The sequence below is a fragment of the Bacillus sp. 22-7 genome (genome assembly GCF_010628845.1).
GTDB lineage: Bacteria > Bacillota > Bacilli > Bacillales > Cytobacillaceae > Cytobacillus > Cytobacillus firmus_B.
The window spans coordinates 28,050-52,712 of the sequence record NZ_NJQY01000035.1 but is presented as its reverse complement, the minus strand read 5'-3'; the positions used below and the strand labels follow the sequence as shown (position 1 = coordinate 52,712).

The 24,663-nt window shown below is 40.7% G+C and carries 27 protein-coding genes; 11 read left to right on the top strand and 16 right to left on the bottom strand.

Annotated features, from left to right (window positions below; translation table 11 throughout):
- The first annotated feature begins 9 nt into the window (after positions 1 to 9).
- The 5 genes from phnE to htpG all read left to right on the top strand — a co-directional run bounded on the left by phnE (position 10) and on the right by htpG (position 5,238).
- Positions 10 to 765: a phosphonate ABC transporter, permease protein PhnE gene (phnE, locus tag CE058_RS21715; protein WP_163145039.1), complete on the top strand. Its 756-nt coding sequence runs from the start codon at positions 10 to 12 to the stop codon at positions 763 to 765.
- Between the two features lie 12 nt (positions 766 to 777).
- The gene (phnC, locus tag CE058_RS21710) at positions 778 to 1,551 is read left to right on the top strand and encodes a phosphonate ABC transporter ATP-binding protein (protein WP_163145038.1); all 774 of its coding nucleotides are present in this window, start codon (positions 778 to 780) and stop codon (positions 1,549 to 1,551) included.
- Between the two features lie 38 nt (positions 1,552 to 1,589).
- Positions 1,590 to 2,201 (top strand): polysaccharide deacetylase family protein, encoded by a 612-nt coding sequence (locus tag CE058_RS21705; RefSeq protein WP_082138989.1) that lies wholly within the window; start codon positions 1,590 to 1,592, stop codon positions 2,199 to 2,201.
- Positions 2,202 to 2,306: 105 nt separating this feature from the next.
- Positions 2,307 to 3,242 carry a phosphotransferase family protein gene (locus CE058_RS21700; RefSeq protein WP_163145037.1) on the top strand — a complete coding sequence of 312 codons (936 nt, stop codon included), beginning with the start codon at positions 2,307 to 2,309 and terminating at the stop codon, positions 3,240 to 3,242.
- 118 nt (positions 3,243 to 3,360) lie between these two features.
- On the top strand, positions 3,361 to 5,238 hold the full coding sequence (htpG, locus tag CE058_RS21695) for a molecular chaperone HtpG (protein ID WP_163145036.1): 1,878 nt from the start codon (positions 3,361 to 3,363) through the stop codon (positions 5,236 to 5,238).
- Between the two features lie 38 nt (positions 5,239 to 5,276).
- On the opposite strand, the gene CE058_RS21690 is transcribed toward htpG, so the two are convergent.
- Positions 5,277 to 5,552 carry a hypothetical protein gene (locus CE058_RS21690; RefSeq protein ID WP_457990086.1) on the bottom strand — a complete coding sequence of 92 codons (276 nt, stop codon included), beginning with the start codon at positions 5,550 to 5,552 and terminating at the stop codon, positions 5,277 to 5,279.
- 247 nt (positions 5,553 to 5,799) lie between these two features.
- On the opposite strand from CE058_RS21690, the gene CE058_RS21685 reads away from it, so the two are divergent.
- Positions 5,800 to 6,141 (top strand): hypothetical protein, encoded by a 342-nt coding sequence (locus CE058_RS21685; protein ID WP_048010067.1) that lies wholly within the window; start codon positions 5,800 to 5,802, stop codon positions 6,139 to 6,141.
- Between the two features lie 102 nt (positions 6,142 to 6,243).
- Positions 6,244 to 7,608: an amino acid permease gene (locus CE058_RS21680; RefSeq protein WP_048010068.1), complete on the top strand. Its 1,365-nt coding sequence runs from the start codon at positions 6,244 to 6,246 to the stop codon at positions 7,606 to 7,608.
- Positions 7,609 to 7,676: 68 nt separating this feature from the next.
- Here the strand turns inward: CE058_RS21680 and CE058_RS21675 are convergent, their stop codons facing one another.
- From CE058_RS21675 to CE058_RS21665, 3 genes are all read right to left on the bottom strand, one after another.
- Positions 7,677 to 8,534, bottom strand: coding sequence for a DUF421 domain-containing protein (locus tag CE058_RS21675; protein WP_163145035.1), 858 nt, complete (start codon positions 8,532 to 8,534; stop codon positions 7,677 to 7,679).
- 20 nt (positions 8,535 to 8,554) lie between these two features.
- Positions 8,555 to 8,761 (bottom strand): DUF1657 domain-containing protein, encoded by a 207-nt coding sequence (locus CE058_RS21670; protein WP_048010070.1) that lies wholly within the window; start codon positions 8,759 to 8,761, stop codon positions 8,555 to 8,557.
- A gap of 66 nt (positions 8,762 to 8,827) precedes the next feature.
- Positions 8,828 to 9,031 carry a DUF1657 domain-containing protein gene (locus tag CE058_RS21665; RefSeq protein WP_048010071.1) on the bottom strand — a complete coding sequence of 68 codons (204 nt, stop codon included), beginning with the start codon at positions 9,029 to 9,031 and terminating at the stop codon, positions 8,828 to 8,830.
- A 235-nt stretch (positions 9,032 to 9,266) separates the two neighbouring features.
- Between CE058_RS21665 and CE058_RS21660 the strand changes: the two genes are divergently transcribed.
- The 4 genes from CE058_RS21660 to CE058_RS21645 all read left to right on the top strand — a co-directional run bounded on the left by CE058_RS21660 (position 9,267) and on the right by CE058_RS21645 (position 10,841).
- Entirely contained in the window at positions 9,267 to 9,563 is a 297-nt protein-coding gene (locus tag CE058_RS21660; RefSeq protein ID WP_053071363.1) for a hypothetical protein, read from the top strand.
- Complete coding sequence (locus CE058_RS21655; protein WP_163145034.1) at positions 9,564 to 9,830, top strand: hypothetical protein; 267 nt, start codon at positions 9,564 to 9,566, stop codon at positions 9,828 to 9,830.
- Between the two features lie 148 nt (positions 9,831 to 9,978).
- Complete coding sequence (locus CE058_RS21650) at positions 9,979 to 10,443, top strand: LAGLIDADG family homing endonuclease (protein WP_163145033.1); 465 nt, start codon at positions 9,979 to 9,981, stop codon at positions 10,441 to 10,443.
- Positions 10,444 to 10,469: 26 nt separating this feature from the next.
- The gene (locus CE058_RS21645; protein WP_163145032.1) at positions 10,470 to 10,841 is read left to right on the top strand and encodes an rRNA methyltransferase; all 372 of its coding nucleotides are present in this window, start codon (positions 10,470 to 10,472) and stop codon (positions 10,839 to 10,841) included.
- Positions 10,842 to 11,221: 380 nt separating this feature from the next.
- Here CE058_RS21645 and CE058_RS24870 read toward each other — a convergent pair whose 3' ends face one another.
- From CE058_RS24870 to CE058_RS21590, 12 genes are all read right to left on the bottom strand, one after another.
- Positions 11,222 to 11,359: a hypothetical protein gene (locus CE058_RS24870; protein WP_197087684.1), complete on the bottom strand. Its 138-nt coding sequence runs from the start codon at positions 11,357 to 11,359 to the stop codon at positions 11,222 to 11,224.
- Positions 11,360 to 11,455: 96 nt separating this feature from the next.
- A complete protein-coding gene (locus CE058_RS21640; RefSeq protein WP_048010072.1) occupies positions 11,456 to 11,929 on the bottom strand; it encodes a staygreen family protein in 474 nt (157 codons plus the stop codon).
- Between the two features lie 75 nt (positions 11,930 to 12,004).
- The gene (locus CE058_RS21635) at positions 12,005 to 12,766 is read right to left on the bottom strand and encodes a hypothetical protein (protein ID WP_163145031.1); all 762 of its coding nucleotides are present in this window, start codon (positions 12,764 to 12,766) and stop codon (positions 12,005 to 12,007) included.
- Between the two features lie 105 nt (positions 12,767 to 12,871).
- Positions 12,872 to 14,302: an alanine/glycine:cation symporter family protein gene (locus CE058_RS21630; protein ID WP_163145030.1), complete on the bottom strand. Its 1,431-nt coding sequence runs from the start codon at positions 14,300 to 14,302 to the stop codon at positions 12,872 to 12,874.
- Between the two features lie 344 nt (positions 14,303 to 14,646).
- Positions 14,647 to 17,091, bottom strand: a complete 2,445-nt coding sequence (parC, locus tag CE058_RS21625; RefSeq protein ID WP_048010075.1) for a DNA topoisomerase IV subunit A — start codon at positions 17,089 to 17,091, stop codon at positions 14,647 to 14,649.
- Positions 17,088 to 19,070 (bottom strand): DNA topoisomerase IV subunit B, encoded by a 1,983-nt coding sequence (gene parE, locus CE058_RS21620; RefSeq protein ID WP_048010076.1) that lies wholly within the window; start codon positions 19,068 to 19,070, stop codon positions 17,088 to 17,090. The genes parC and parE overlap by 4 nt, the downstream gene beginning before the upstream one ends.
- A 315-nt stretch (positions 19,071 to 19,385) precedes the next feature.
- On the bottom strand, positions 19,386 to 19,799 hold the full coding sequence (locus CE058_RS21615; protein WP_048010077.1) for a CoA-binding protein: 414 nt from the start codon (positions 19,797 to 19,799) through the stop codon (positions 19,386 to 19,388).
- A gap of 72 nt (positions 19,800 to 19,871) precedes the next feature.
- On the bottom strand, positions 19,872 to 20,732 hold the full coding sequence (locus tag CE058_RS21610) for a GNAT family N-acetyltransferase (protein WP_163145029.1): 861 nt from the start codon (positions 20,730 to 20,732) through the stop codon (positions 19,872 to 19,874).
- Positions 20,733 to 20,802: 70 nt separating this feature from the next.
- On the bottom strand, positions 20,803 to 22,140 hold the full coding sequence (locus tag CE058_RS21605; RefSeq protein ID WP_163145028.1) for a 5'-deoxyadenosine deaminase: 1,338 nt from the start codon (positions 22,138 to 22,140) through the stop codon (positions 20,803 to 20,805).
- The gene (locus CE058_RS21600) at positions 22,137 to 23,309 is read right to left on the bottom strand and encodes a M20 family metallopeptidase (RefSeq protein WP_163145027.1); all 1,173 of its coding nucleotides are present in this window, start codon (positions 23,307 to 23,309) and stop codon (positions 22,137 to 22,139) included. The genes CE058_RS21605 and CE058_RS21600 overlap by 4 nt, the downstream gene beginning before the upstream one ends.
- Positions 23,306 to 23,932, bottom strand: coding sequence for a DUF1989 domain-containing protein (locus CE058_RS21595; protein ID WP_048010081.1), 627 nt, complete (start codon positions 23,930 to 23,932; stop codon positions 23,306 to 23,308). Before CE058_RS21595 ends, CE058_RS21600 begins: the two co-directional genes overlap by 4 nt.
- A gap of 21 nt (positions 23,933 to 23,953) precedes the next feature.
- Positions 23,954 to 24,637 carry a cyclase family protein gene (locus CE058_RS21590; protein ID WP_048010082.1) on the bottom strand — a complete coding sequence of 228 codons (684 nt, stop codon included), beginning with the start codon at positions 24,635 to 24,637 and terminating at the stop codon, positions 23,954 to 23,956.
- Between the last annotated feature and the right edge of the window lie 26 nt (positions 24,638 to 24,663).

Sequence of the window (24,663 nt, the reverse complement as noted above, 5' to 3'; positions counted from 1 at the left end):
CTGATAAGATTGTGGTTTAAAAAACGCAGCATATTAACATATACCGTGTTGGCTTTATTTATTTTTCTAAGCATGAAGCTGACAGAATTCGACTTATCGAAATTCAAAGACTTCCGCAACATGATTGATTTCCTGTCCCATTGGTTCCCAATGGATTTTTCACTCCTTCCAAGGATACTCGAAGACAGTCTGGAAACATTGGCGATGGCTTTTCTGGGAAGCTTCTTCGGGCTTATTATCGGGCTTCCCTTAAGCTTTATGGCCGCCAAAAACACATCCGGCTCAAAATTTGTCTACCATATAACCAGAGTAGGCCTCAGCTTTGTCCGTTCCATCCCTGAAATTGTTTTTGGTTTGATTCTTTTGACGGCTCTTGGGCTAGGTCCTTTTCCGGCTGTCCTGGCCATTATGTTTCATAACATTGGGGTTCTGGGAAAATTGATCTCAGAACTCGTTGAAGCATCCGATCCAGGTCCGCAGGAGGCTATGAAAGCTGTTGGGGCAAAGAGCTGGTTTGCTTCTCTATTCAGCATCCTGCCTCAAATATGGCCAAATGTATTGTCAAATTACTTCTACCGGTTTGAGGTTGCCATAAGGACTTCCCTTATCTTAGGCTTCATTGGCGGGGGAGGAATTGGCCAAAGACTTTTTAATGATTTTAAAACCTTCCAATACAATTCAGTTTCGCTCGATGTCCTAGTGATTATGATTATCGTTATTCTAGTGGACCTTTTTGGAAGCTATGTCAGGAACCGAGTGATATAAAGGAGGCCGGAAATGCTTGAGATTCGAAATATAACTGTCCGTTATCCCGGCATGAAGCATCATGCGCTTAATTCAATAAATCTGACGATACACCCTGGAGACTTTGTTTGCGTGCTAGGTAAAAGCGGTGCCGGAAAATCCACGCTGATCCGCTGTCTAAATGGCCTGCAGACCCCTTCATCAGGGGAAATCATCTGGGATGGCCAATCCTTTTCTGCACTTAATGATGAAAAGCTTCGGAGAATCCGCAGGGAGATGGGCATGATCTTTCAGCATTTTAATTTAGTTCCGCGATTGACTGTCCTGCAAAATGTTCTGACAGGCATGTTCGGCTACAGGAGCAGTTTTAAAAACCTCATTGGCTGGTTTACAGAGGAAGAAAAGGCTCAGGCTAAACAAGTCATTTCAGAGGTGGGCTTAACCGACTTTGCCGACCGCAGGGTTGAACATCTTAGCGGAGGGCAGAAACAGAGAGTCGGCATTGCAAGGGCTCTCCTTCAAAAGCCAAGGTTCCTGCTGGGAGACGAGCCTGTTGCCAGCCTGGATCCTGGAACTTCAGACCGAATCTTCAGCCTGCTGCAGGAGATGCATAACCGGCATGGTCTGCAAACCATAATTAATGTCCATGATGTTCAATTGGCTAAACGCTATGCAACCCGGATTATTGCTTTAAAAGATGGGGAAGTTGTTTTTGATGGAAAACCGGAACAGTTCACAGATGATATGTATGTATTTACATATGATGCAGAAAGTTATAGCGAAAAATCATATATCCGATCAACTTAAGAACAGGAGGAAGAAGAATGGCCAATTGTCCATGAGTTGTGGATAGCTCGAACGTCGTGTACGTTTCGAACGACCCTGACATCAAGTTATTTAATGCCGGTCATCCATCGAAGAAAACAGTAACGCTGACTTTTGACGATGGGCCGGCAAGAGTTCTTCCGGAACTATTGGATATATTGAAGAAAGAAAAGGTTCCAGCTGTTTTCTTCTGGCAATCAAGGCTTTTATACCCCGGGCGTCCGTGGAAAAGAGTTCTTGAAGAAGGCCATCAGTTAGGAACCCACTCTTCAAAGCATTCCAATTATGTAAAATTAACTCCAAATGAACAAATCCAGGATCTAAGGAGAAGCAAATTAAAGATTGAATCCATCACGGGCCAAGATGTGAAGCTATTCAGGCCCCCATTTGGACAGTATAATGAACATACCATTGCTGCAGCCAAAGAGCTCGGGCTCTCCACCATATTGTGGAGAATCTCGTCCATGGACTGGGAGCTCAAAAAAGACCCTGAACAAATTATCACAAATGTTCTAGAGAACCTGGAAGACGGAGCAATCATTCTTTTGCATGAATTAAGCCAGACTGTAGAAGCCCTGCCTGAGTTAATTGCTGAGATTAGGGGAAAAGGCTACGAATTCAGTTTGCTGTAAATAGTATCCTCTCTGAGGGTACTTTTTTTGTGTAAAGAAGTATTATTTTTAAAAGCCGGTTTATATATATTGTTAGGCAGGATTCCTATAAGGGGGAACGAAAGCTTGTTTACTAATATTGTGACTGCAAACGGGACACTAAATGACCGTTACATTTTAAGAAGAGAGAATTTATATCAGGGCTCGAACGGCCGGTTTGTCGAGCGCTTTTTTATTGATGAGACCAAAAGCTATATTTTCAAACCTCTGACAAACAATACTCAGCTGGGAAAAGAAGTGTGGATTTTCGAAAATATACTGGCAGAACTCCCGCTAAAGTATCCAAAAATCCTTTCGTCCTCCGTTCAAAATAAACTAAGCAATAATTGGATTATTTTAGAGGATCTTGGCAACATCACTCATACTTTTGATTCTACTATTGCACTGGAACTAACTGCTCTAATGGCCAAATGGCACTTTTTGCCCGCTGAGCGGTTTTCCAATACAGAGCTGAATGGTCCTAAACCGGCTATTGAGGAAATGGCAAACCATATTCTGCAGAACAAAGAGAAGGTTTTTACTATTTTCAGGTTACATAACATTTCTGAACGATTAGAAAGCATCCTTTTCAGCGCATGTACCTCTAAATCCTTTTCCGCTGCGAAGGTTCTTTGCCATGGGGATTTGCACCAGGGGAATTTTGGGTATGCGAGCGGTAAGACGGTGGTTCTGGACTGGGAACATTGCCACTTAAACATACCTAATTGGGATTTATTTCATTTAATCGATATGTCACATCCGGATTTCCCTAAGCCTGATGACCATACTTTACGAAATAAGATTCTGGACTGTTATTGCGAAGAAACCCAAATCTCTGTTCCTGACAGAGTAAAATTCAAACAGGAATATTACTTATTTTCAGCTGTTTTTTCAGTTTGGATGATGCTGTTAATACAATCAGATTTGGACAATCAGAGTGCGAAATGGACTGCAGAACAGCTGTCGAGGCAATTAAAAGAGACAATACGCAATCTTGTTGAATGTGCGGAAGAAATCATTTAGAAAGAAAGTAGGTTCAAGCTAATTGACACAAGTTAGCTAATATGATATTTAAATATTGTTTAGCACTCTTAAGGTTTAAGTGCTAATGCAATAAAGAATGGTAAGGGGAGAGACTAACATGGAAACAAAACAGTTTCAGGCAGAATCCAAGAGATTATTGGAAATGATGATTAACTCCATTTACTCTCAAAGAGAGGTGTTCCTGAGGGAGCTTATTTCCAACAGCAGTGATGCCATCGATAAGATCTACTACAAAGCACTTACAGACGATTCTTTAACGTTTGACAAAGACAGTTACTACATAAAAGTCGTTCCTGATAAAGAGAACAGGACATTAACAATCAAAGATACCGGCATTGGCATGACTAAAGAAGAACTGGAAAACAACCTGGGTGTCATCGCCAAAAGCGGATCTCTCGCATTTAAGAAAGAAAATGAGATTAAAGATGGGCATGATATTATTGGCCAATTCGGAGTAGGGTTTTATGCTGCTTTCATGGTCGCAGATGTTGTAACAGTGATCAGTAAAGCACTTGGCAGTGATCTAGCATACAAATGGGAATCCCATGGTGCTGATGGTTATACGATTGCACCATTTGAAAAAGACGCGGTCGGTACTGAAATTATATTAAAAATTAAAGAAAACACGGAAGATGAAAGCTATGATGAATACCTCGAGGAGTACCGTTTAAAGTCGATCATAAAAAAATACTCTGATTTCATCCGCTATCCTATTAAAATGGATGTTAAGGTAAGTAAGCCTAAAAGTGATGCCGAAAACGAGTATGAGGAAAATATTGAAGAGCAGACCATTAATAGCATGGTCCCAATCTGGCGGAAAAATAAAAGTGAACTGTCAGACGAGGATTACGAAAAATTCTATCAGGAAAAGCATTATGGCTTTGACAAGCCGGTAAAGCATATCCATATTAATGTGGATGGAACAATCCGCTATAATGCGATTTTATATATACCTGAAAATATTCCATTTGATTATTACTCAAAGGAATACGAAAAAGGCCTGGAGCTTTATTCGAATGGCGTTTTAATCATGAATAAGTGTGGAGACCTTTTGCCTGATTATTTCAGTTTTGTCAAAGGGATGGTGGACTCTGAAGATTTATCCCTTAACATCTCAAGGGAAATGCTCCAGCATGATCGCCAGCTGAAGCTTATTGCGAAAAACATCAGCAAAAAAATTAAAAATGAGCTCCAAAGTCTCATGAAAAATGAGCGGGAAAAATATGAAAAATTTTACAAGTCATTTGGAAGACAATTAAAATACGGTGTTTACAGTGATTTCGGAACCCATAAAGAAACACTCCAGCATTTATTGATGTTCTATTCTTCACAAGAGAAGAAATTGGTATCACTTGATGAATATGTATCCCGAATGAAGGAAGACCAGAAATATATTTATTATGCTGCTGGTGAGTCATACGAAAGAATCGAAAAGCTTCCACAAGCCGAACTGGTGGCGGATAAGGGTTATGAAATTCTGTACTTTACAGAGGATATTGATGAGTTCGCCATTAAAATGCTGATGTCCTATAAAGAGAAGGAATTTAAGTCAGTCTCAAGCGGCGATCTCGGCATAGAGAATGAGGAAGAAAAGATATCCGAATCAGAAGAAAAAGAACATAAGGAATTGTTCAGCACCATGAAGGAGATTTTATCAGGAAAAGTGACAGATGTCCGGATTTCCAAAAGACTTAAAAGCTATCCGGTTTGCCTTAGTGCAGATGGGGAAGTCACCATTGAAATGGAAAAGGTCCTCAGCAGCATGCCTGACAATCAAAATGTAAAAGCGAACAAGGTACTGGAAATCAATTCAAGCCATGAAGTGTTCCAGGCCTTAAAAAATGCTATGGAAAATGATAAGGAAAAGTTAAGTCTCTATACAAACCTCCTATATAATCAGGCTTTGCTGATTGAAGGCCTGCCAATCAGCGACCCTGTGGAATTTACGAATGATATCTGCAAAGTTATGGTGTAAAGTTGTAACAGCCCGAATTAATCGGGCTGTTTTTTCATTTATTGCTGGCGAAAAGTGCCTGCATAATTATATAGGGATCCAGTCTGAAACTGATTATTAAAAGGCTGCTGGAGAGTGGTCATTTCAGGCCCGGTGAGCTGCCCTTGCATTTGATTGCAGATATTTACAACTTCCTGGCATCGCTGAATTGCCAGCTCGTGACTATGCAGACTTTGTTCAATTAATTGAGCAGCCTGCTTCTCACGTTGCAGAATCTGTTCAAGCATTTGGATATTCTGCTGTTCCTGCTGTATACCATGTTGAACTGTATGCATATAATCAGCCTCCTAATAATTTTTCACGGGACATTTGCCCCTTCGATATTCTTAGCACTCCTCCTAAAGAAAAACAGCAAAGAATATTTTCTGACAAACATAACAAACTATACAGGAAGGAAATCAAACTGAACTCCTCCAGGAAGTGCCACTCCAATATATTTCATTAAGCTACCTGGAATTTAAATCTGTAAAATAGCATTGAATTCAACTAAAACGCTCTTAAACTCTTGGGAAGGGGATTATCATGTCAGTTTTTGTTTATCAGTCTTTTCAATTAAAACAGGATAACTTTGTTGAAGCTCTGAAAAATCTCAGAATGATACAAAATTACCGTAACGAAAATTACCAGCATAAAGTCGAATTATTATCACCCATATCAGGCGATGATCATACATATGCTTTTCTTTCCACATATGAGGGTCTGGCAGAGATGGAGCTGCAAAACAAAAAGATGTTCGAAGATGAGGAATACAAAAAACTGATCGAGCAATTTTTCCTTGAGGATATCGTCCAGGGAAGCATGCACACTCAACTGTTCAGAACTGTAACAGGATTAAAGAGCGACAGTTCCGAGAAAAAGAAATAAGGTTTTTTGGCAATTTTCCATGTGGCATCGAAACGGAAGCCGATCAGCAGCTGAATCGGCTTATTTTTCTGCCAGTATGCGACGCAATGAGGGAGGTACATCATGGATTTTTTTCTTCCAAGCGGCAATTCCTCGAAAGGTAGTGAATCAGGTGATTTAAAATGGTGGCAATTATCACTGATTGGTGTGGGCTGCACCATCGGGACCGGATTTTTTCTTGGGTCTGCCATTGGAATCAAGATTACAGGACCAGCCATTGTATTTTCATTTATATTAGCGGCTATCGGAACTTATATAGTCTATAATCTTTTAGCTAAAATGACAGCAGAAGACCCGCAGGAAGGATCTTTCTGCTATTATGCCAATAAAGCGTATGGGAAGTGGGCAGGATTTAGCTGCGGCTGGAATTACTGGTGCTCAAATATATTAATTATGGGGAGCCAGTTAACCGCTCTATCCATCTTAACAAGATTTTGGCTGCCGCATGTCCCGCTTTGGATTTTTGCAGCGTGCTATGCTATTCTTTCGATTATTGTCGTCCTAACAGGAAGCAAAGGCTTTGATAAGGCAGAAAACCTCTTTGCAGTTATTAAGACTGCAGCCATCATCATGTTCATCATCCTGGCTTTTGCAGCTTTAACCGGTGTAATGGACGGAGATGTTAATCATCCGGGATTCCCAGGTTCTGCAGGGGACTGGTTTCCTGAGGGCTTTAAAGGATTTTGGTCATCTTTAATTTATGCTTTCTATGCATACGGAGGAATTGAAGTCATCGGGCTGATGGCTACCAGGTTGAAAAAGAAAGAAGATGCTCCCAAAGCCGGCATTATCATGCTGATCGTGCTGGTCATCATTTATGTCATTTCACTTGGCTTAGCCGTATACATGGCTTCACATGGGGAATTTAATGAAAAAGAAAGTCCGTTTGTGACTGCCATGGAACATTATAACCTGGACTTTTTCCCGCACGTTTTTAATGCAGCCATCATCATTGCCGGCTTCTCTACCATGACAGCTTCACTGTTTGGAGTAACATCATTGCTGGTTACCCTAGCAAATGATGGCGATGCACCAAATCTTTTTTCAAAAAAGATAAAAAAGTGGAAGGACCTGCCGCTGCCATCGCTGGCACTTGCTACAGCGGGTTTAATAGCGTCCATTATAACTGCGCTGCTTTTGCCGGGAAAAATCTATGAATACATTACCACTGCTGCAGGGATCATGATTTTATTTAATTGGTCTTTCATCATTATTTCGGCGCTGCGGATTTTAGAGAATAAAATATTTGGCAAGCTCCTTGCCATTTTTGGACTGATCCTGATCCTTGCTGCGGTCAGCGGAACATTACTTGAAAAATCAATTAGGTTTGGTTTTTTCGTAAGCTTACTTTTCGTTGCAATAATAGCGATTGCAGCTCTAATTATGCAAAAGGCAGTATGGAAGAACGAAGGAAAAGGAACCTGTTAAAAACAAACACCAAATGTCTGGTGTTTGTTTTTTGATGGTTAGAAGAACGAAGGAGGGAAGGCGATGGATTACTTTAGGTACGGAGCCAGTTTCTGAATAATTTGATTCAGCTTTTCAGTATTTTTTTCATACATTTTCTGTGCACTTTTTGAATCAGTCTGCAATGAAAATATCTCCAGGTCCGCTGCACACTTCTTAATCATGGCCAGAAGCAGAGGGCGCTGTTGGGGTGCAGGAACCTTAATTGAATCATCATATATATCCACTGTTAAGTCACCAAAAGAATCAATTTGTCCTAAAAAAATATTTTCCTGAGTGAGGCCTAATTTCTCTATCTCAGCTTTCAGCCATTTTTTGTTTTTTCCTGATCCGGCCAATGGATCGTTTAGAATATTACCATCCATAATAACCGTTTGCGGTTCTTTTTCCTGAGGCAAGTTCAATTGAAGATCTTTTGGAGTGAGCGGCTGGTTTTCCTTCTTCAGCATGATGCTAAGGTCGCCGCGAGGCTCCAGAACTGCGAACTCCACATCGGCTGCCTTAAAGACATTTTTTTGTCGGAGCAAAGAGGATAAGTCATCTATGGAGTATCGTTCCTTTTTTAAGTTGTCTTCTAATATTTTCCCATCTTTAATAAATATTGTTCCTTTTCCTTCAAAAAAATCACGGAAGCTTTTGCTTTTCAGAGCGAGCATATCAGCAAATAATGTTACAAGACCAAAAATCATAATGGATAGTATTCCGCTGGCCCAGTGGTTATCTAATCCCATAATAATCTCACCGGCTATACTCCCGATGGTAATGCCTGATACATATTCAAAAAATGAAAGCTCAGAAATTTGTTTTTTCCCAATCAGTTTAGTAATAACGAATAGAACACCTACGAACAATATAGAACGAGCACCAATCAGCAGCCACTCTGGCATAATTTCATCTCCATATTTGATTAATTTGGTTTATATTGAGGCTCCTCTAACTCAATAACCTTTTTTCTGTTTTCCAGATCATTTTTTATTGTGCTTATCTCCAGCATAGATTCATGAAAAAGACGTTTAGCTTCTTCGTCCATTGAAGTTAATGCAAGGCTGGATAATTGCGCTTCAATAGAACGTATTGCTGCAAGACATTGACTGACATCAGAAGCAATGGTCATCGGGAAAATCACACCATTCATAAGAGTTTTTATATAAAGGCGGCTGGCAAAAGCCAGCCATTTGCTTTATTGATTATATTGAGGTTCTTCTTTCTGAATCTCCTGAAGCCTTGGTTCAAGGCTATCAATGATGGATTGCGTCTGCTGGGCAGCGCTTTGGTACAGCTGCTTAGCATTTTGATTATCGGTTGCAAGAGCAAAGGTTTCAAGGCTTGCCTGAGCGCTTTTTAACCCTGCGATGGCTTGTTTTACTTGAGTACCAACTGTCATTGTCTTACCTTCTTTCTGTAATAATAATTCACACGTGTATTTTGGCTTTTTTCAACTTTTATATGTGATTAGTCTGCTGATTTTTGCTGGGTATTCAAGAAGTATTTATTTAACTGGAGCTGAGTGGACCATCAAAAAAATTGCCAGCATATTTGCATTCCACTAAGTGAAAATTAAGAACTGGAAGAGGAAACGTCTCTTTCAAAATCGGTTATAAATAAGGGAGTGCTTGCAGTTGAATAACTGGATTTCAGCGCTTTTCAATAATATGGGGAATATGCGCAGGCCAATGATGAATATGTTTGGCGTAAAAAGAAAGAGCAACTGGGGATGGCTGTGGGGATCGCTGATCAGTGTAGTGCTGAGCACAGCAGCGGTAGCTTTTACACGAAACCGAAACCACAACGCCAATATGCATCCTATGCAGCAAATCATGAGCAAATCAAATATGAACAATGCTTTTAAGAACCAAAACCTGTCAGCACTCACTGAAATGGCAGATGAGCTTGGTTTTGAGAAGAAGAAGCAATAGATGGAAATGCCCACAATTTTGTGGGCGTTTTTTATTTTTTTTAACCAACAAGAACATATGTTTGTTATAATGGGAGATAATAAGGAGGGGTTTAAAATTCGAAATCCTGATATTGATGATGAACAGATCATAAATATGTACAAAAGCGGAATGAGTTTTAAGGAAATGACAAAAATCATAGGTTTAAGCGACAGAGCCATTCGCAATGTACTATATAAACATAGAAATGAATCGAAGCCGTTCATCTGGACAGCCCAGAAAGAATAGGGTTAACGAGGGTTTCTTTAAGACATGGTCTCATGAAATGGCTTGGGTCCTGGGATTAATAATTACAGACGGGTGTATAAATAAAACTATAAACACAATAACTCTAACTCAAAAAAATGAAGATACATTAAGATTAGCCGCAAAGTATATGGAAGCAGACTATATCCTGGCACCTGCAGGAAAAAATAAAGCAACTCCGACATTAGTCATTAATTCAAAAAAAATAAAAAATGATTTGTTAGCGTTAGGTATTACATCAAATAAATCATTGATTGTTCCATTTCCCAAAGTTCCAGAAGAATATATGCCTTCTTTTATAAGAGGCGTAATAGATGGAGATGGCTGGGTGCAGAAAAAAGGGTATGTGATGAATATTACAACAGCTAGCCAAACATTTGCCAAAGGCTTACTAACTGTTTTTCAAAATTGGAAATTAAGAAGCGAAATAACTATTGAGGTGAGCAGCTCGGGAAACCTCATATATCGAGTATGGGTAAAAGGAAAAACCTATCTTCCTTTGCTTGCAAATATTCTATATAATGATGCTGTTGAGCACTTGGAATCACAAAAGAAGGCAAATATGCTGATACATTCGACTTTAAATAAAAAGTAGCCATTTAACAGGAGGCGGGCTTAATAATGTGGGAATTAGTAAATGGCAAGTTAATTCAAAAAACTGATGAGTCAAGAGTAAAATTCCGGACAAATATCAGTAAAACTATACTGAATCAATTAGAAACTCTATCAGCAGACCATGACACTCATATTAACTATTTGCTTGAAAACGGACTTCAGGAAGTCTTGAATCAGGATTTTATTTCATATGATAAAAAAACTCGGCCGAAGGATCGAGTTCAATACAAGACAACCTACGATAAGGTCTTATTAGAAAAAGTTAAAGATTTCGCTAACAACCATGGACTCTTTATTAATGATGTTATTGAATACAGTGTACGTTTTATCAATCTGGAGAAAATAAAAAACAGCAGCTATAAGAACAGGGTAGAGTAGCAGATGCTGCTTTATTCTTATATTTTCTTAAAACGCCCCGAACATAATATATATTATAGGAAGTAATGAAATGAAATAAAAATACTGTCTCATTATCAAAGTATACTTAAGATAGTGAGACAGTATTAAATTTTTCATCAAATTAATTCTGTTTGTTTAATTTGCATTTATAGAATTTTGAAATGAATTTTCAGCTGAATTTATTTACAGCCAGATTCATTTTCACTAAATTCCTGGTTTTATGTTCGTATGCTCCAGCTGATATTAGTTTAGTCCTTATTATTTAAGGGATATTTTTGAAGATTTATAAACCCCTCTTATATTTTATATTTAACCTATCTAGTTTACATAATATTTTTACGTGCAACCTTTATCTAAACTTATTCACTATCCTGTGTACTATTAAAGAATATTTCTGCCTGATCTTTATTTTCCTTTCCATTTTTATTTTCTTTTTCACCCATTTTCCCATCTGATTCATAACTTAATTCAAATGTTTTCTCTGGTTCCTTTTTCATTTCGATCGCTCCATTGTTTTGATATTTAGTACAGTGTCTTTTACATTAATAAATGCATTTTGAGCGCCACAAGAACATACGTTTCCTAAATACTTTTCACACTGGCATCAGTGCGGCAGTTAAATACTTTCTGGGTGTCCCGTAATAAATCAGCTTGCTGAATTCCGGATAAACAGATTCAAAGTATATAAAGATTGGCGAATCAAGCAGCCATGGATAGTTGGAATAAAATGACCGGTCACCATAGACCATGGCTGTCAGCGCCAGATCTAATTCTTTCTGGAAAATGAGAAACCTTATTTTTGAGTATTGATGATCAAATTCCCCGCTGCTGATATACACCCTCCCACTCAGAACATACTGCCCCATTTGCGGTATCCATTCAGCAAAAACTTCATCACGGAATTTAGGATTAATGGCACTAAAATCATAGCATCCGCCTATTGCCAAAAATAACTCCCCGGTTGCATCTGAGTGTGTAAGTGTATATTTCCTGCTGTCTACGGGTCTGAATTCCGTCGCAGGAGGCAAATATTTTACCGACAGCTTAGATGGATTAAATTTGCTCACATGAAGGCCCCCTATACAAATTTCCTTATGCCCAGTATATGGGAGCCATATAGAAACGTGACAAATGCCCAGTCACTAACGCTTACGGGAATTCATTTTCATCACTTTGGTGTCTTTTAAATTCCATATCCCATCTTCATACAGCCAAAAGGACTCTACAAAGGCAATGGTATCTGCATTATATGCCCCGCTTATTCTCTGAATTCCCATTAATCCCTTTTTCCCTTCAACAGGGATGATCTTCAAAGTGCTATATGGATTTACCATAAGCTCCGTTGGCTCGCTAAGCTTGCCGTTAACATACAGACCGAGCCGTTCATACTCTTCACTCCTGTCCCGTAAATCGAACGTATACGATTGTTTTGTATCCTGGATGCTGATATTCGCTTTGTAGCCATTTTCAAATTGACTATTGATAACTAAAGGATCTGGAACAGAGAGGTCAACCATCTTCAAGTCCTTTAAGGTATATAAATAAAAATTTGACAGCCCTCCGCTTCCACCAGTTGGAATACTAATATACATATCTTTGATGGAATCACGGTTTAAATCTTCAAACTGTATTTGAGGTTCATATCCACCTTCAAGCTCCGCATTATACGTATTACCGTCTGAGGCCTTAACTTCAAGTGAAATCTCCTTTAAAAATGAAGCGCCCTCCTCATAATAGACACCTTTAATATAGATAGTGTCTGCCTTATTATCACCGGTAACATCCACTTTATCTTTCGACAGCGTTACAGTCTTTTGTTCTTGTTCACCTGCATATACACCGGTTATAGCGGATAAAGACATAAAAAAGAAAGCCGCAAACGCAAAAAGCAATTCCTTCTTCATTTACGTATCCTCCCTATTTTTTTATTATCTTACCCAGTTTTGGAAATAACATGTAAAATCACAAAAAACCTCCTATCCTAAGGATAAGAGGCTGTGAGTTCTAAATTATTTAGCTGCTTTTTTTAAAGCACTTTCTTTTGTTTCCCAGGATTCAATCCCTTTTAGACCTGGGATAGAATCAGCATAAAACACAGGGTCTTTTCCTTCTTTCCTCTGTGCCTTATAATCATTCAAAGCGGCATAAGCAACTTTAGCAAGCAATATAATCGCTATAAAGTTAATAATCGCCATTAAGCCCATGAATAAATCAGCAAGGCTCCAAACGATGGCAAGATCAACTACAGATCCGAAGATGACCATACCGATTACAGCAATGCGATAAGTAAACAAGGCAGTGCGGCTCTCTTTAATAAATTCAATATTGGTTTCTCCGTAATAATAATTTCCAATAACCGAAGTAAAGGCAAATAGGAAAATAGCAATTGCAATAAAAATAGGTGCCCATGATCCAACATGTGTGCTAAGAGCTGCCTGAGTCAATTCTATGCCAGTAAGATCTGAATTCGCATAATCACCTGATAACAGGATAATAAACGCGGTAGCAGAACAGATTAAGATCGTATCCACAAATACTCCAAGGGTTTGGATCAGTCCTTGTTTTACAGGATGGGAAACGGCTGCTGTTGCCGCGGCATTTGGTACACTACCCATACCTGCTTCATTTGAAAATAAACCTCTTTTAATACCCATCATCACAGCTGCACCCATTGCTCCGCCTGCAGCCTGATCAATTCCGAATGCCCCTTTCACTATGCTGCTTACCAGATTTGGAATTTCAGTAATATTCATGATGACAATCACAATAGCAACAACTAAATATATAACTGCCATGATTGGCACAACGACTTGAGATACATACGCAATCCGTTTAACACCGCCGAAAATGATAGCCGCCGTTAATACCGCCAGTACAATTCCGATGGTTAGACGGCTTGTGCCAAACGCTTCATTAAACGCTAAAGAGATGGTGTTCGATTGGACAGAGTTAAAAACCAATCCGAAACAGAAAGTAATGATGATTGCAAAGATTATTCCCATCCAGCGTTTATTAAGTCCTTTTTCCATATAGTAGGCAGGTCCACCGCGGAAACCATCTTTATCTTTGACTTTGTAAATCTGGGCAAGAGTACTTTCAATGAAGCTTGAAGCTCCCCCAATAAATGCGATAAGCCACATCCAGAAGACAGCGCCAGGTCCACCTGCAGCAATCGCAGTTGCTACGCCGGCAATATTACCTGTACCAACACGGGAGGCTGCACTTATAGTGAAGGCTTGAAAAGATGATATTCCTCTTTTGCCTTCAGCAGATATCATTGCTTTATCGCCCAATATTCTGAACATTTCACCAAAATATCTTAATTGGACAAACTTGCTTTTAAAACTAAAATATAGACCTAGAATAATTAATGCGGCAATCAAAATGTACGTCCATAAAAGATCATTTAGAAAGCCTACGATTGTTTCCAATAAAGCCATGCTATTCCCCCTAAATATTTTATTATCTTGCAAAAACAACACACTCCTTATAATCTATCAAAAGAATTTTTAATAGACAAGTCGAATATTCATTCGCAGGAGAGAAAATTCAATAAAAACATTGATATTAAGCGAATTAAAATGGATTTCTGCACAAGCCAATTAAATATTTTTAATCGCTTTCATTTAAACTAGTATTAATTTTTTATACAAATAAACTTTCATAAGAATAACATTATTCAAACTATTTTGGATTCAGTTTTAATTTAAAAAGATGATATACACACCGGAAATTATTAATTTAGCAGACAAATAAACCCCTGTATTCACAGGGGCTAGTAATTCTATTCAGTTGCATTGACAGTATTTTCTGCCTCAGCTTTCCAGATGCATTTTGCTTTGCCGCTTTCGGAATCGTCAAGGATGAACGATCCATTTGAATAGCGGTCATTATAACGGATTGCCGAAGCATTAACTGCTTCTATATGGCCTTTTTCTGTTTCAATGTATAAATCATCTTTGCTGCGGACAATTACACACCCAATAATGCGATGAGGGTTTGATTTCAATTCACGAAGCATCACTACGCCTCTCTTGGCACGTGAGGTGCGTTCAAATTCAGTCAGCTTCATTTTTTTAATGGAGCCCCGCTGTGTAACAATCACAACAGCCTGTTCTTTCGGGTCCTCTATAAGCTGAGCGCCTGTAACAAAGTCGCCGTCTTTGAGATTGATGCCTTTAACTCCGGCAGCCCTTGCCCCTACAATGCTGACCTCTTCCTCGTGGAACCAGAGGCCATATCCCTGGTGGGTCGCAAGGAAAATTTCCTTCGTGCCATCAGTTAAATAAACGTCAAGAACTTCATCATCGCGCTTAACATTGACAGCAACCAGCGGTTTAGAATATCGCTGTGCCTTATATGATTTCAGCTCGGTTTTCTTTACCATGCCGTTCTTGGTCATGAACAAAAGATATTCTTCCGTTTCAAAATCTTTTACAGGAATGGCACGGACAATCGATTCATTCCGGTCAATCGGAATGATATTGGCAATATGCTGACCAAGATCTTTCCAGCGGATATCCGGCAGCTGGTGAACAGGGCAGTACAGATAGTTGCCTTTATTCGTAAATACAAGGAGAACATCAGTTGTATTCATATCAAGCTGGGCAATAATTCTGTCTGAATCCTTCATGCCGAAATCCTGTCCGTTAGAGGCGGCAAACGATCTCTGGCTGGTACGCTTGACATAGCCTTCCTTCGTTACCGTAACAATAACATCTTCACTTGCTACCAGAACCTCAAGATTGATCTTGATTTCCTCGATTTCCGCTTCAATTCTGGTACGTCGTTCATCCGCAAAGCGCTTTTTAACATCCCTTAACTCTTTTTTAATAACCGAGAGCAGCTTCTTCTCGCTTTCGAGAATAGCTTTAAGCTCGCCGATTAGCTTAGCAAGTTCCTCGGCCTCTGCTCTTAAGGCGGTTATATCGGTATTTGTTAAACGATATAGCTGCAGGGAAACAATTGCTTCTGCCTGAGGTTCAGTGAACTCAAACTTTGCAATCAGATTATCTTTCGCATCCCGTTTGTCTTTAGAAGCGCGGATCGCTGCAATCACTTCGTCCAGGATAGAAAGAGCCTTCATGAGTCCCTCAACGATATGCTGGCGCGCCTCAGCTTTTTGCAGCTCATACTGGGATCTCCGTGTAACGACTTCTTTACGATGGCCTATATAAGCATCCAGCAGCTCTCGTAATCCCATTAATTTCGGATGGCGATTGTGAATGGCAACCATATTGAAGTTATATGGGATCTGCAGGTCACTGTTTTTGTACAGGTAGTGAAGGACACCTTCAGGATCTGCATCCTTTTTTAACTCGATTACAATTCGGAGGCCGGTCCGGTCTGTTTCATCACGGACTTCGGCAATGCCTTCAACTTTCCGGTCAAGGCGGAATTCATCAATCTTCTTAACCAGGTTCGCTTTATTCACTTCATAAGGAATCTCAGTGATAACGATCTGCTTTTTCCCTCCGCGCAAATCCTCAAATTCAGCCTTTCCGCGGACAATGATTTTGCCTCTTCCTGTTTCATAAGCTTTTTTTATTCCATCGACTCCCTGGATAATGCCCCCCGTAGGGAAGTCCGGGCCTTTAATATGCTCCATCAGATCATCTATGGAACAATCAGGCTTATCCATCCGTAAAATAACGCCATCAATTATCTCATTTAGATGATGGGGCGGAATATCAGTTGCATACCCTGCAGAAATGCCTGTTGAGCCATTGACAAGCAAATTCGGATAAACTGCCGGCAAAACGGTTGGCTCATTAGACGTGTCATCAAAGTTAGGGATGAATTCAACGGTTCTTTTCTCAATATCTCTCAGCAATTCGGAAGAAAGGGGAGATAAACGGGCTTCTGTATAACGCATGGCTGCTGGGGGATCTCCATCGATGCTCCCATTATTGCCGTGCATTTCCACAAGAAGGTTACGGACCTTCCAATCCTGGCTCATCCGCACCATCGCGTCATAAACTGAAGTATCGCCATGCGGATGATAATTGCCGATTACATTCCCGACTGTTTTTGCGGACTTTCTAAAGCCCTTTTCATGTGTGTTTCCTTCTACGTGCATGGCATAAAGTATCCGTCTTTGAACGGGCTTTAGCCCATCACGTGCATCTGGAAGGGCACGATCCTGAATAATATATTTACTATAACGCCCAAAGCGGTCGCCTAATACATCTTCAAGAGGAAGGTCCCGGAATTTTTCAGCAGAACTCATGAGTCAACACCCTCCTCCTCTAGTACTGAAATATTTTCATTTTCAAGTATGCTTCCATCTTCTTCAAGGCCGAATGCCACATTCGATTCAATCCATTTGCGGCGGGGTTCAACTTTATCGCCCATCAAGGTGGTTACACGGCGTTCAGCTCTGGCTGCATCATCAATTTTAACGCGGATCAATGTGCGCGACTCCGGATCCATAGTTGTCTCCCACAACTGGTCGGCGTTCATTTCTCCAAGCCCTTTATAGCGCTGAAGCATATAGCCTTTACCCACTTTTTTAATGGTATCCTGAAGATCATCATCACTCCATGCATACTCAATCACTTCTTTTTTGCCTGACCCCCTGCTGACTTTATATAAAGGAGGCAGCGCAATGAATACCTTTCCCGCTTCAAGCAGCGGTTTCATATACCTGTAAAAGAACGTGAGCAGGAGCACCTGGATATGCGCTCCATCAGTGTCGGCATCTGTCATGATGATTACCTTATCATAGTTGACATCATCCAGATTAAAATCCGCGCCTACACCTGCTCCAACGGCATGGATAATGGTATTGATTTCTTCATTTTTAAAGATATCCGCAAGCTTTGCTTTTTCTGTATTGATTACTTTACCTCTAAGCGGAAGCACAGCCTGAAAACGCCTGTCCCGTCCCTGTTTGGCAGACCCACCGGCGGAATCACCCTCAACCAGATATAATTCGTTTCTTTGAGGGTTCCGCGATTGGGCCGGAGTCAGTTTTCCCGAAAGCATCGCTTCCGATTTTTTCCTCTTTTTCCCGCTTCTTGCTTCCTCACGTGCTTTGCGGGCCGCTTCTCTCGCCTGGAAAGCTTTTATCGCCTTTTTAATTAACAGAGAGCTTGTCTCAGGGTTTTCTTCAAGGAAATAAGATAAATGCTCGGAAACAACTGAATCAACAGCAGAACGTGCTTCACTGGTCCCCAGCTTGCCTTTCGTCTGACCCTCAAACTGCAGAAGCTCCTCAGGAACACGAACAGATATGATCGCCGTGAATCCTTCACGCAGATCCGCTCCATCCAGGTTTTTATCTTTTTCCTTCAGAAGATTCACTTTTCGGGCATATTCATTAAAAGCCCTTGTCATCGCAGTTTTGCTTCCAGCCTCATGCGTACCGCCGTCCTTTGTGCGGACGTTGTTGACGAATGAAAGAACATTTTCTGAGTAGCCATCATTGAATTGAAAAGCAAAATCCACTTCAATTGCATTGCTTTCGCCTTCAAAGCTTACGACAGGGTGCAGAACATCCTTTTCTTCATTTAAATATTCTACAAATGCTTCTATGCCGTTTTCATAGTGAAAAACGTCATGAAAATCATTACGCTCATCTATGATTTCTATTTTCATTCCTTTAAGAAGGAAAGCAGATTCACGAAGACGCTCACAGAGCGTTTCGTAATTATATGTGGTTGTCGAGAAAATCGACGGATCCGGCTTAAAATGAATGGTTGTCCCTGATTGATTTGTTTTGCCGGTCTTTTCCAATGTGGTCACCGGCTTGCCGCCCAGCTCGAAACGCTGTTCATATACAAAGCCGTCACGTTTAATTTTAACCACAAGCCATTCGGAAAGGGCGTTGACGACAGATGCACCAACACCATGAAGCCCGCCGCTCGTCTTATAGCCTCCCTGGCCAAACTTTCCCCCTGCATGAAGGACAGTTAATATGACTTCTGGAGTCGGCTTGCCCATTCTATGCATACCTGTAGGCATTCCGCGTCCTTTATCTTGTACACTAATAGAATTATCTTTATGTATTCTGACAATGATATGATCCCCGTAACCTGCCAGTGCTTCATCGACAGCATTATCGACAATCTCATATACAAGATGGTGCAAACCCCTTGCATCCGTACTTCCAATGTACATCCCAGGGCGTTTTCTAACCGCTTCCAGCCCTTCGAGTACCTGTATGGCATCATCATTGTAGTCAAAAGCTTCCTGATTTCTTGCCACGAACATACCCCTTTCATTTCCTGCAAAACACTTGCCGCCGAAAACACGGCATTGGAACACCCCTATAAGAATTCGGCTATACAGCCAATTTTCATCTTGAAAAACCAATGTTCGAACAGGTGTTCTATATTTATATTTTACCATATAAATTAGGATGGTCTATGCTTTATTTTATCTATTTATTTGGTTTTGGCAAATAAGATCTTGGGATTTAAGAGATTTATCATGATTATTTCCGTTACACGAACCCTTTATTTACAGGGATTCTACAAAAAATAAAAAACATGAGATCTTATATAGACCTCATGCTTTAGTTTACTTTGTCAGAGCATGCTCAACTTTAATGCAGCGGTCCATGATGACAGTGTACCGTTTTTCTTTAAGAAAATCGTATGCTTCCTGGTTTGCCACTCCGAGCTGAGCCCAGAAGATATCAGCATCTATTTCAGCAAATTCCCGTGCAATTTCCGGAAGAAACTCAGATCGCCTGAATATATTAACGATATCTACATGCCCCTCGATGTCTTTAAGGCTGGGCACTGCCTTTACACCAAGTACTTCATCAACCGACGGATTAACCGGAATGATTTCATAGCCGGCTTTTTGCATCGCCTCTGATACCATATAGGATGTACGATCAGGATTTCCGCTTAATCCTACAACAGCAATCCGCTTCGACTTTTTTAAAAGGACACCGATTTCGTCCCTGCTCGGGTTTTCAATAGCCATTTTGTTCCCTCCAATTTTATCTGGTTATTTATATTTTACCTAAAATCGCCAAAGCACACTAACTTATTGCTCTTATTCCCGGATATCGAATTTATAAAAATTCAATGACCTCTCAACTGTAAACCCTGCTTTTTTATAAATAGACAGCGCTTTCTCGTTTGCTGTCCCTGCACAAAGCTTAATGCTATTGGCTCCACTATTCACAAAAAGATCATGAACCGCCATTTCCAGCAGATTCCGTCCAATTCCATTCTTGCGCTTACAGGGGTCCACACCAATAAATTCAATGCTTCCTTCTTTTTCTTCACGATTGTATTCTGTATATAAATAGCCATTTAATCCGTCAGCATCAAGAGATGTATAGACTTTGCAATAATCATTCATTCTTTCGATAATCTCTTTTCCTGAATAATATGTTTGAGGAAATAAGGCATCATGCAAATGAATAAATGCACTATGACAGTGAATCGGCAATAAACTAACCTTTCTTAAACCATTGAATGAATTATCTTTCAGTTCCATGTATGTTTGAGCCGATTGCAGCATGAATCCGTTTTTTGATGCAAATTCTGCAGCATCATGGTTGGCTGTATCAGCAAATAAAAAATATGTATGCAGCTTTCCTTCAAAAAAATGGAGTGCTTTTTCCCATAGTAGTCCCATAAGCTCATTTTCCTGTCCAAAAGGTCCCCATAACTCAGCTGTCCCTTTATTAAGATCGGCATCTGCACCCAGAAAACCAGCAAGAGCATCACCCTCCCGGACAATGAACGCAGCTGACTCGGCATCACGATTCATTTCTTCCAGACTTTGAAAAATATCGTTTTGACTGGTCCCCAAATAACCTATATGACACTCTGGCAAGATGTTCATTTTTGCAATAAACTCAGCTGCCTGCATAAGATTTGCATGATCTAAAACTTCCACTTTCACAACACCACACCCCTTTACTATATTTTACCATAAAAAAAACGGCTGATTTGCTTTCAGCCGAATTAGAAGATTAATAAACTGCTGTCTCTAATCTTTTGAGCAGCCTCTTTATGCTGGTGTTCGCTTCTTTTAAAACCATTTCTTTATCGACTGTGTTCAGCTTCCGATTTTCCATCACCATTTTGCCGTTCACAATGGTGGATTCAACATCTGCACGAGTGGCTGAATAGACTATCCTTGAGATAGTATCGATATCAAATGACGGATATATATGAAAATCATTCAGATTAAGGATAGCAAGGTCTGCTTTCTTTCCGGGCTCCAGACTTCCGATTTCCTGTTCCATTCCAACTGCCTTCGCTCCGCCGATTGTCGCCATTCGGAAGACGGTTCTTGCATTCATTGCAGTTGGGCCGTGCACAGGCTTCTGAATGATTGCAGCCAATCTCATTTCATTAAACATATCCAGGTTGTTATTGCAGGGAGCCCCATCAGCACCAAGGCTGACAAATGCCTGCTGATCCAGTAATGATGGAATCTCTGCCACACCTGATGCCAGTTTTAGATTGGATCCCGGACAATGGCTGACCTTTACGCCCCGTTCTTTAATGATTCTTTTTTCTTCTTCATTAAGCCAAACACAATGGGCAAGTATCAGCCTTTCATTGGCAAGGCCAATGCTGTCCAGATAGACTACATTCCGCATGCCAAGCTCTCTTTCAACAAGGAGAATTTCACTGGCATTTTCGGATGCATGAGTATGGACCCTTACGTTGTAGTGGGCTGAGAGATCCCTGACATTTGTCAGCAATTCCTCTGTGCAGGAAACGACAAATCGGGGACAGAAGGCATATTGTATGCGACCGTTTTCACGATTATGCCATCTTTCAAGGAGATCCACGCTTTGCTGGATGGATTTAGAGGTATTTTCTCTTAACGGAATAGGGACCTCATCCCCTTTATCCATCATGACCTTTCCGGCAAGTGCCCGAATGCCGCTTTCGGCAATGGCCTGAAAGGCATATTCCGTATGATTAACGGTTTCCATGTCCACTACAGTTGTTGTTCCGCTCTGGAGCAATTCGCCAATTCCGAGCATAGCAGAATAATAGATAGACTCTTCATCATGTGATGCCTCAAGCGGCCAGATCTTCTGCTTCAGCCAATCAAGAAGCTCCAAATCATCAGCCTGCCCGCGGAATAATGTCTGGCACAGATGGATATGTGTCTGAATAAATCCTGGAATGACCGTCTTTCCAGTGGCATCGATTACTTTATCCGCTTTATGTGTTAAATTCTGTCCAATGTCGGCAATGCGGTCATCTACAATATATAAATCCCCGAAAATGATTTCTTCAACTGCATTCATTGTAATAATTTCAGCGTTTTTTATCAGAATACTGCTCAATTTCTTCCTCCCCCTCGTATTGGACTGACTTCTGACGGCTCCAGCTTCCCATATGACATAATAAGCTGTCTGTAAAATTGAATGGAGCGCTGATATGCCGCCAGACTAACCCACTCATTTGGCTTATGCGCCAGCTTTTCATCACCTGGGCCATAAATCAAGGTAGGAATTTCACTTCTTGGATTAAGTACGGCACCATCTGTATAGTAGGACACCCCGTAATGGTCCGCTTCCGATTCGTCCTTTACCATCTGCGCAATTTGAATAATGTCCCGGGCAGGATCAGTTAAAATAGATGGACGGTCAAGAAGGGTTTCAATACTGTATTTATAAATTTCTCCCTGATCCAAGAGAACATCGAGTTTGGATTTTAGCTTGTTTATAAAAAGGGAATGGGATTGAGGGGGAACTGTTCTAATATCTGCTCTGATGCTGCATTTATCTGGAATGACATTGGTCTGCACTCCGCCTTCAATCATAGTAACAGCCAGGCTGCTTTGTCCGAGGGGCTTCTTTTCTGTCTTCCATTCAATTTTCATTTCATCCAATACCCGGATTATTTTCAGCATATGATCTACTGCATTGATTCCCTGTTCCGGCATGGAACCGTGAGAGGTTTTCCCATAAGCTGTGATCTCAAGCCAAAGGGCTCCCTTATGTCCAATCACAATTTTTTCATTTGTCGGTTCGGCAATGACAAGTGCATCAATTTTTCGGCCATCGTTTTCTTTTAAAAAAGTCCTGGCACCGCAGCTGTCGACTTCTTCCCCGGCTGTTGCCAGAAAGGTAACGTCTGCAGGCAGATCAGTATTGGAGAGATACAGCTGCTCCAAAGCCAAGAACATTGCTGCAAGGCCGCTCTTCATATCAGAAGCTCCTCTGCCATAAATCCGGCCATTTGCGATTTCTCCTGAAAAAGGGGAGTAAACCCATTCTCCTGTTCCAGGTGAAACTGTATCCATATGCCCGCATAAGAATAGCTGTTTACCGCTTTTTCCTTGAAGCGTAACTTCAAAATTGCTTCGAGTCGCATCAAGCATGGTCACTTTATACGGCAGACCATTTTGCTTGCATCTGTTAATAAAGGCTTCAGTCACTAAATGCTCGTTTCCGGGCGGATTGGAGCTGTCAATCTGGAGCAGATGCTGAAGAAACTGAATATCATTCATGAATCCGCCTCCATAATTTGCATTTTAATAGGGGTCACCTTAAACCCATTAACAGGCGCCATGTCCTGTGAACATGTTGTACAGGCAATGACAACATCACACAACGCTTTCAGCCTTATGTAATCGCCTGGCTTGGAAAGGGGTTCGGCAATGACATAATCCCCGGCATCATCAAGAACATTATTCATAAAGATATTAATAGGATCCGGAATAACAGCAGGATGAATATTATACTTTTTCAATGCATCCGCAATATTATCATGGCAATTAGGATGGTCCTCTTTGTCGAAATCAACTTTGTAGCGGTAATAATCACATGCCGGAAAGAAGAAATCATGTTTTCCAACAGTATCTTCCAAAAGCTGCATTAGCGGACGGCGGCGGTTGCTGTATAGCCAGTCTCCCGTTTTAAGCCGTATGCTGCTTAGTGAAGCCCGCATATGGACAGGTGAAACATGTTCCTCGGGATCTTCATAGTTAAAACAGACAAAGTCCCCAACCTGTTTTCCTTCCATATCAATAATAATCAGCTCTTCCCCTTTGTGAATCAGTGCGCTTCTTCCTTCATACGGCGGGATAATAATTTCGTCCAGGATCTTGCCTCTGTTAAAAACCTCTTTCATTTAGAACACCAGCCTTTGTTGTTATTCAATGAAAACTGCAACCGCACGAATCGGAGATCCCGTTCCTTTCCGAATTCTGAGAGGGAGTCCGAAATATAGAAATCGCATGCCTGCGATCTGGTCGAGATTGCAAAGATTTTCAGTATTGGTTATTCCGTATTCACGGCAAATAAGATGTCCGGAGTACTTTGGATCATCCGGATGGTCAATGGCCGGGGCATCAATGCCTATATTGACTGCACCTTTATCAGCCAGCCATTTTGCTGCCTGATAATCCAGGCCGGTATAAGTGGTGAGCCATTTGTCGGTACCATAAGACCGATTGTAATGGCCTGTATAGAGGAGGACGATATCTCCTTTTTCAATAAACTGCTGTGATTTCCTCAGTGCATCCTCGAGATCACGGTCTGTTATATATTGATGAGGCTGGATGTGGGATACATCAAGGCAAACTGCCGGCCCGTAAAAATACTCAAGCGGCATTTCATCGATGTATTGGCCGTTAGGATCATACTCATAAGTTGCATCACTATGAGTTGGACCATGTTCATTGATTAATAGATTATTAGTAGCAAACATAAATCCAATTTGCTTTTCACTTTCTTCGTGGGAGATATTCGGGAAGATCATTGTTTTCTGATGAAGGGGAAAAACAGGCATCCCCTGATAAATTTCCTGTGTTAAGTCGACAAGCTTAACTCCCATGCTATTCCTCCTTTACCTGCTGTATA

Coding starts and splice junctions, on each gene's coding strand:
- phnC (WP_163145038.1), top strand. CDS start 778: ATGCTTGAGATTCGAAATATAACTGTCCGTTATCCCGGCATGAAGCAT.
- htpG (WP_163145036.1), top strand. CDS start 3,361: ATGGAAACAAAACAGTTTCAGGCAGAATCCAAGAGATTATTGGAAATG.
- CE058_RS21690 (WP_457990086.1), bottom strand. CDS start 5,552: ATGCATACAGTTCAACATGGTATACAGCAGGAACAGCAGAATATCCAA.
- CE058_RS21685 (WP_048010067.1), top strand. CDS start 5,800: ATGTCAGTTTTTGTTTATCAGTCTTTTCAATTAAAACAGGATAACTTT.
- CE058_RS21680 (WP_048010068.1), top strand. CDS start 6,244: ATGGATTTTTTTCTTCCAAGCGGCAATTCCTCGAAAGGTAGTGAATCA.
- CE058_RS21675 (WP_163145035.1), bottom strand. CDS start 8,534: ATGCCAGAGTGGCTGCTGATTGGTGCTCGTTCTATATTGTTCGTAGGT.
- CE058_RS21670 (WP_048010070.1), bottom strand. CDS start 8,761: ATGACCATTGCTTCTGATGTCAGTCAATGTCTTGCAGCAATACGTTCT.
- CE058_RS21665 (WP_048010071.1), bottom strand. CDS start 9,031: ATGACAGTTGGTACTCAAGTAAAACAAGCCATCGCAGGGTTAAAAAGC.
- CE058_RS21655 (WP_163145034.1), top strand. CDS start 9,564: ATGGAAATGCCCACAATTTTGTGGGCGTTTTTTATTTTTTTTAACCAA.
- CE058_RS21650 (WP_163145033.1), top strand. CDS start 9,979: ATGGAAGCAGACTATATCCTGGCACCTGCAGGAAAAAATAAAGCAACT.
- CE058_RS21645 (WP_163145032.1), top strand. CDS start 10,470: ATGTGGGAATTAGTAAATGGCAAGTTAATTCAAAAAACTGATGAGTCA.
- CE058_RS24870 (WP_197087684.1), bottom strand. CDS start 11,359: ATGAAAAAGGAACCAGAGAAAACATTTGAATTAAGTTATGAATCAGAT.
- CE058_RS21635 (WP_163145031.1), bottom strand. CDS start 12,766: ATGAAGAAGGAATTGCTTTTTGCGTTTGCGGCTTTCTTTTTTATGTCT.
- CE058_RS21630 (WP_163145030.1), bottom strand. CDS start 14,302: ATGGCTTTATTGGAAACAATCGTAGGCTTTCTAAATGATCTTTTATGG.
- parC (WP_048010075.1), bottom strand. CDS start 17,091: ATGAGTTCTGCTGAAAAATTCCGGGACCTTCCTCTTGAAGATGTATTA.
- CE058_RS21615 (WP_048010077.1), bottom strand. CDS start 19,799: ATGGCTATTGAAAACCCGAGCAGGGACGAAATCGGTGTCCTTTTAAAA.
- CE058_RS21600 (WP_163145027.1), bottom strand. CDS start 23,309: ATGAATGATATTCAGTTTCTTCAGCATCTGCTCCAGATTGACAGCTCC.
- CE058_RS21595 (WP_048010081.1), bottom strand. CDS start 23,932: ATGAAAGAGGTTTTTAACAGAGGCAAGATCCTGGACGAAATTATTATC.
- CE058_RS21590 (WP_048010082.1), bottom strand. CDS start 24,637: ATGGGAGTTAAGCTTGTCGACTTAACACAGGAAATTTATCAGGGGATG.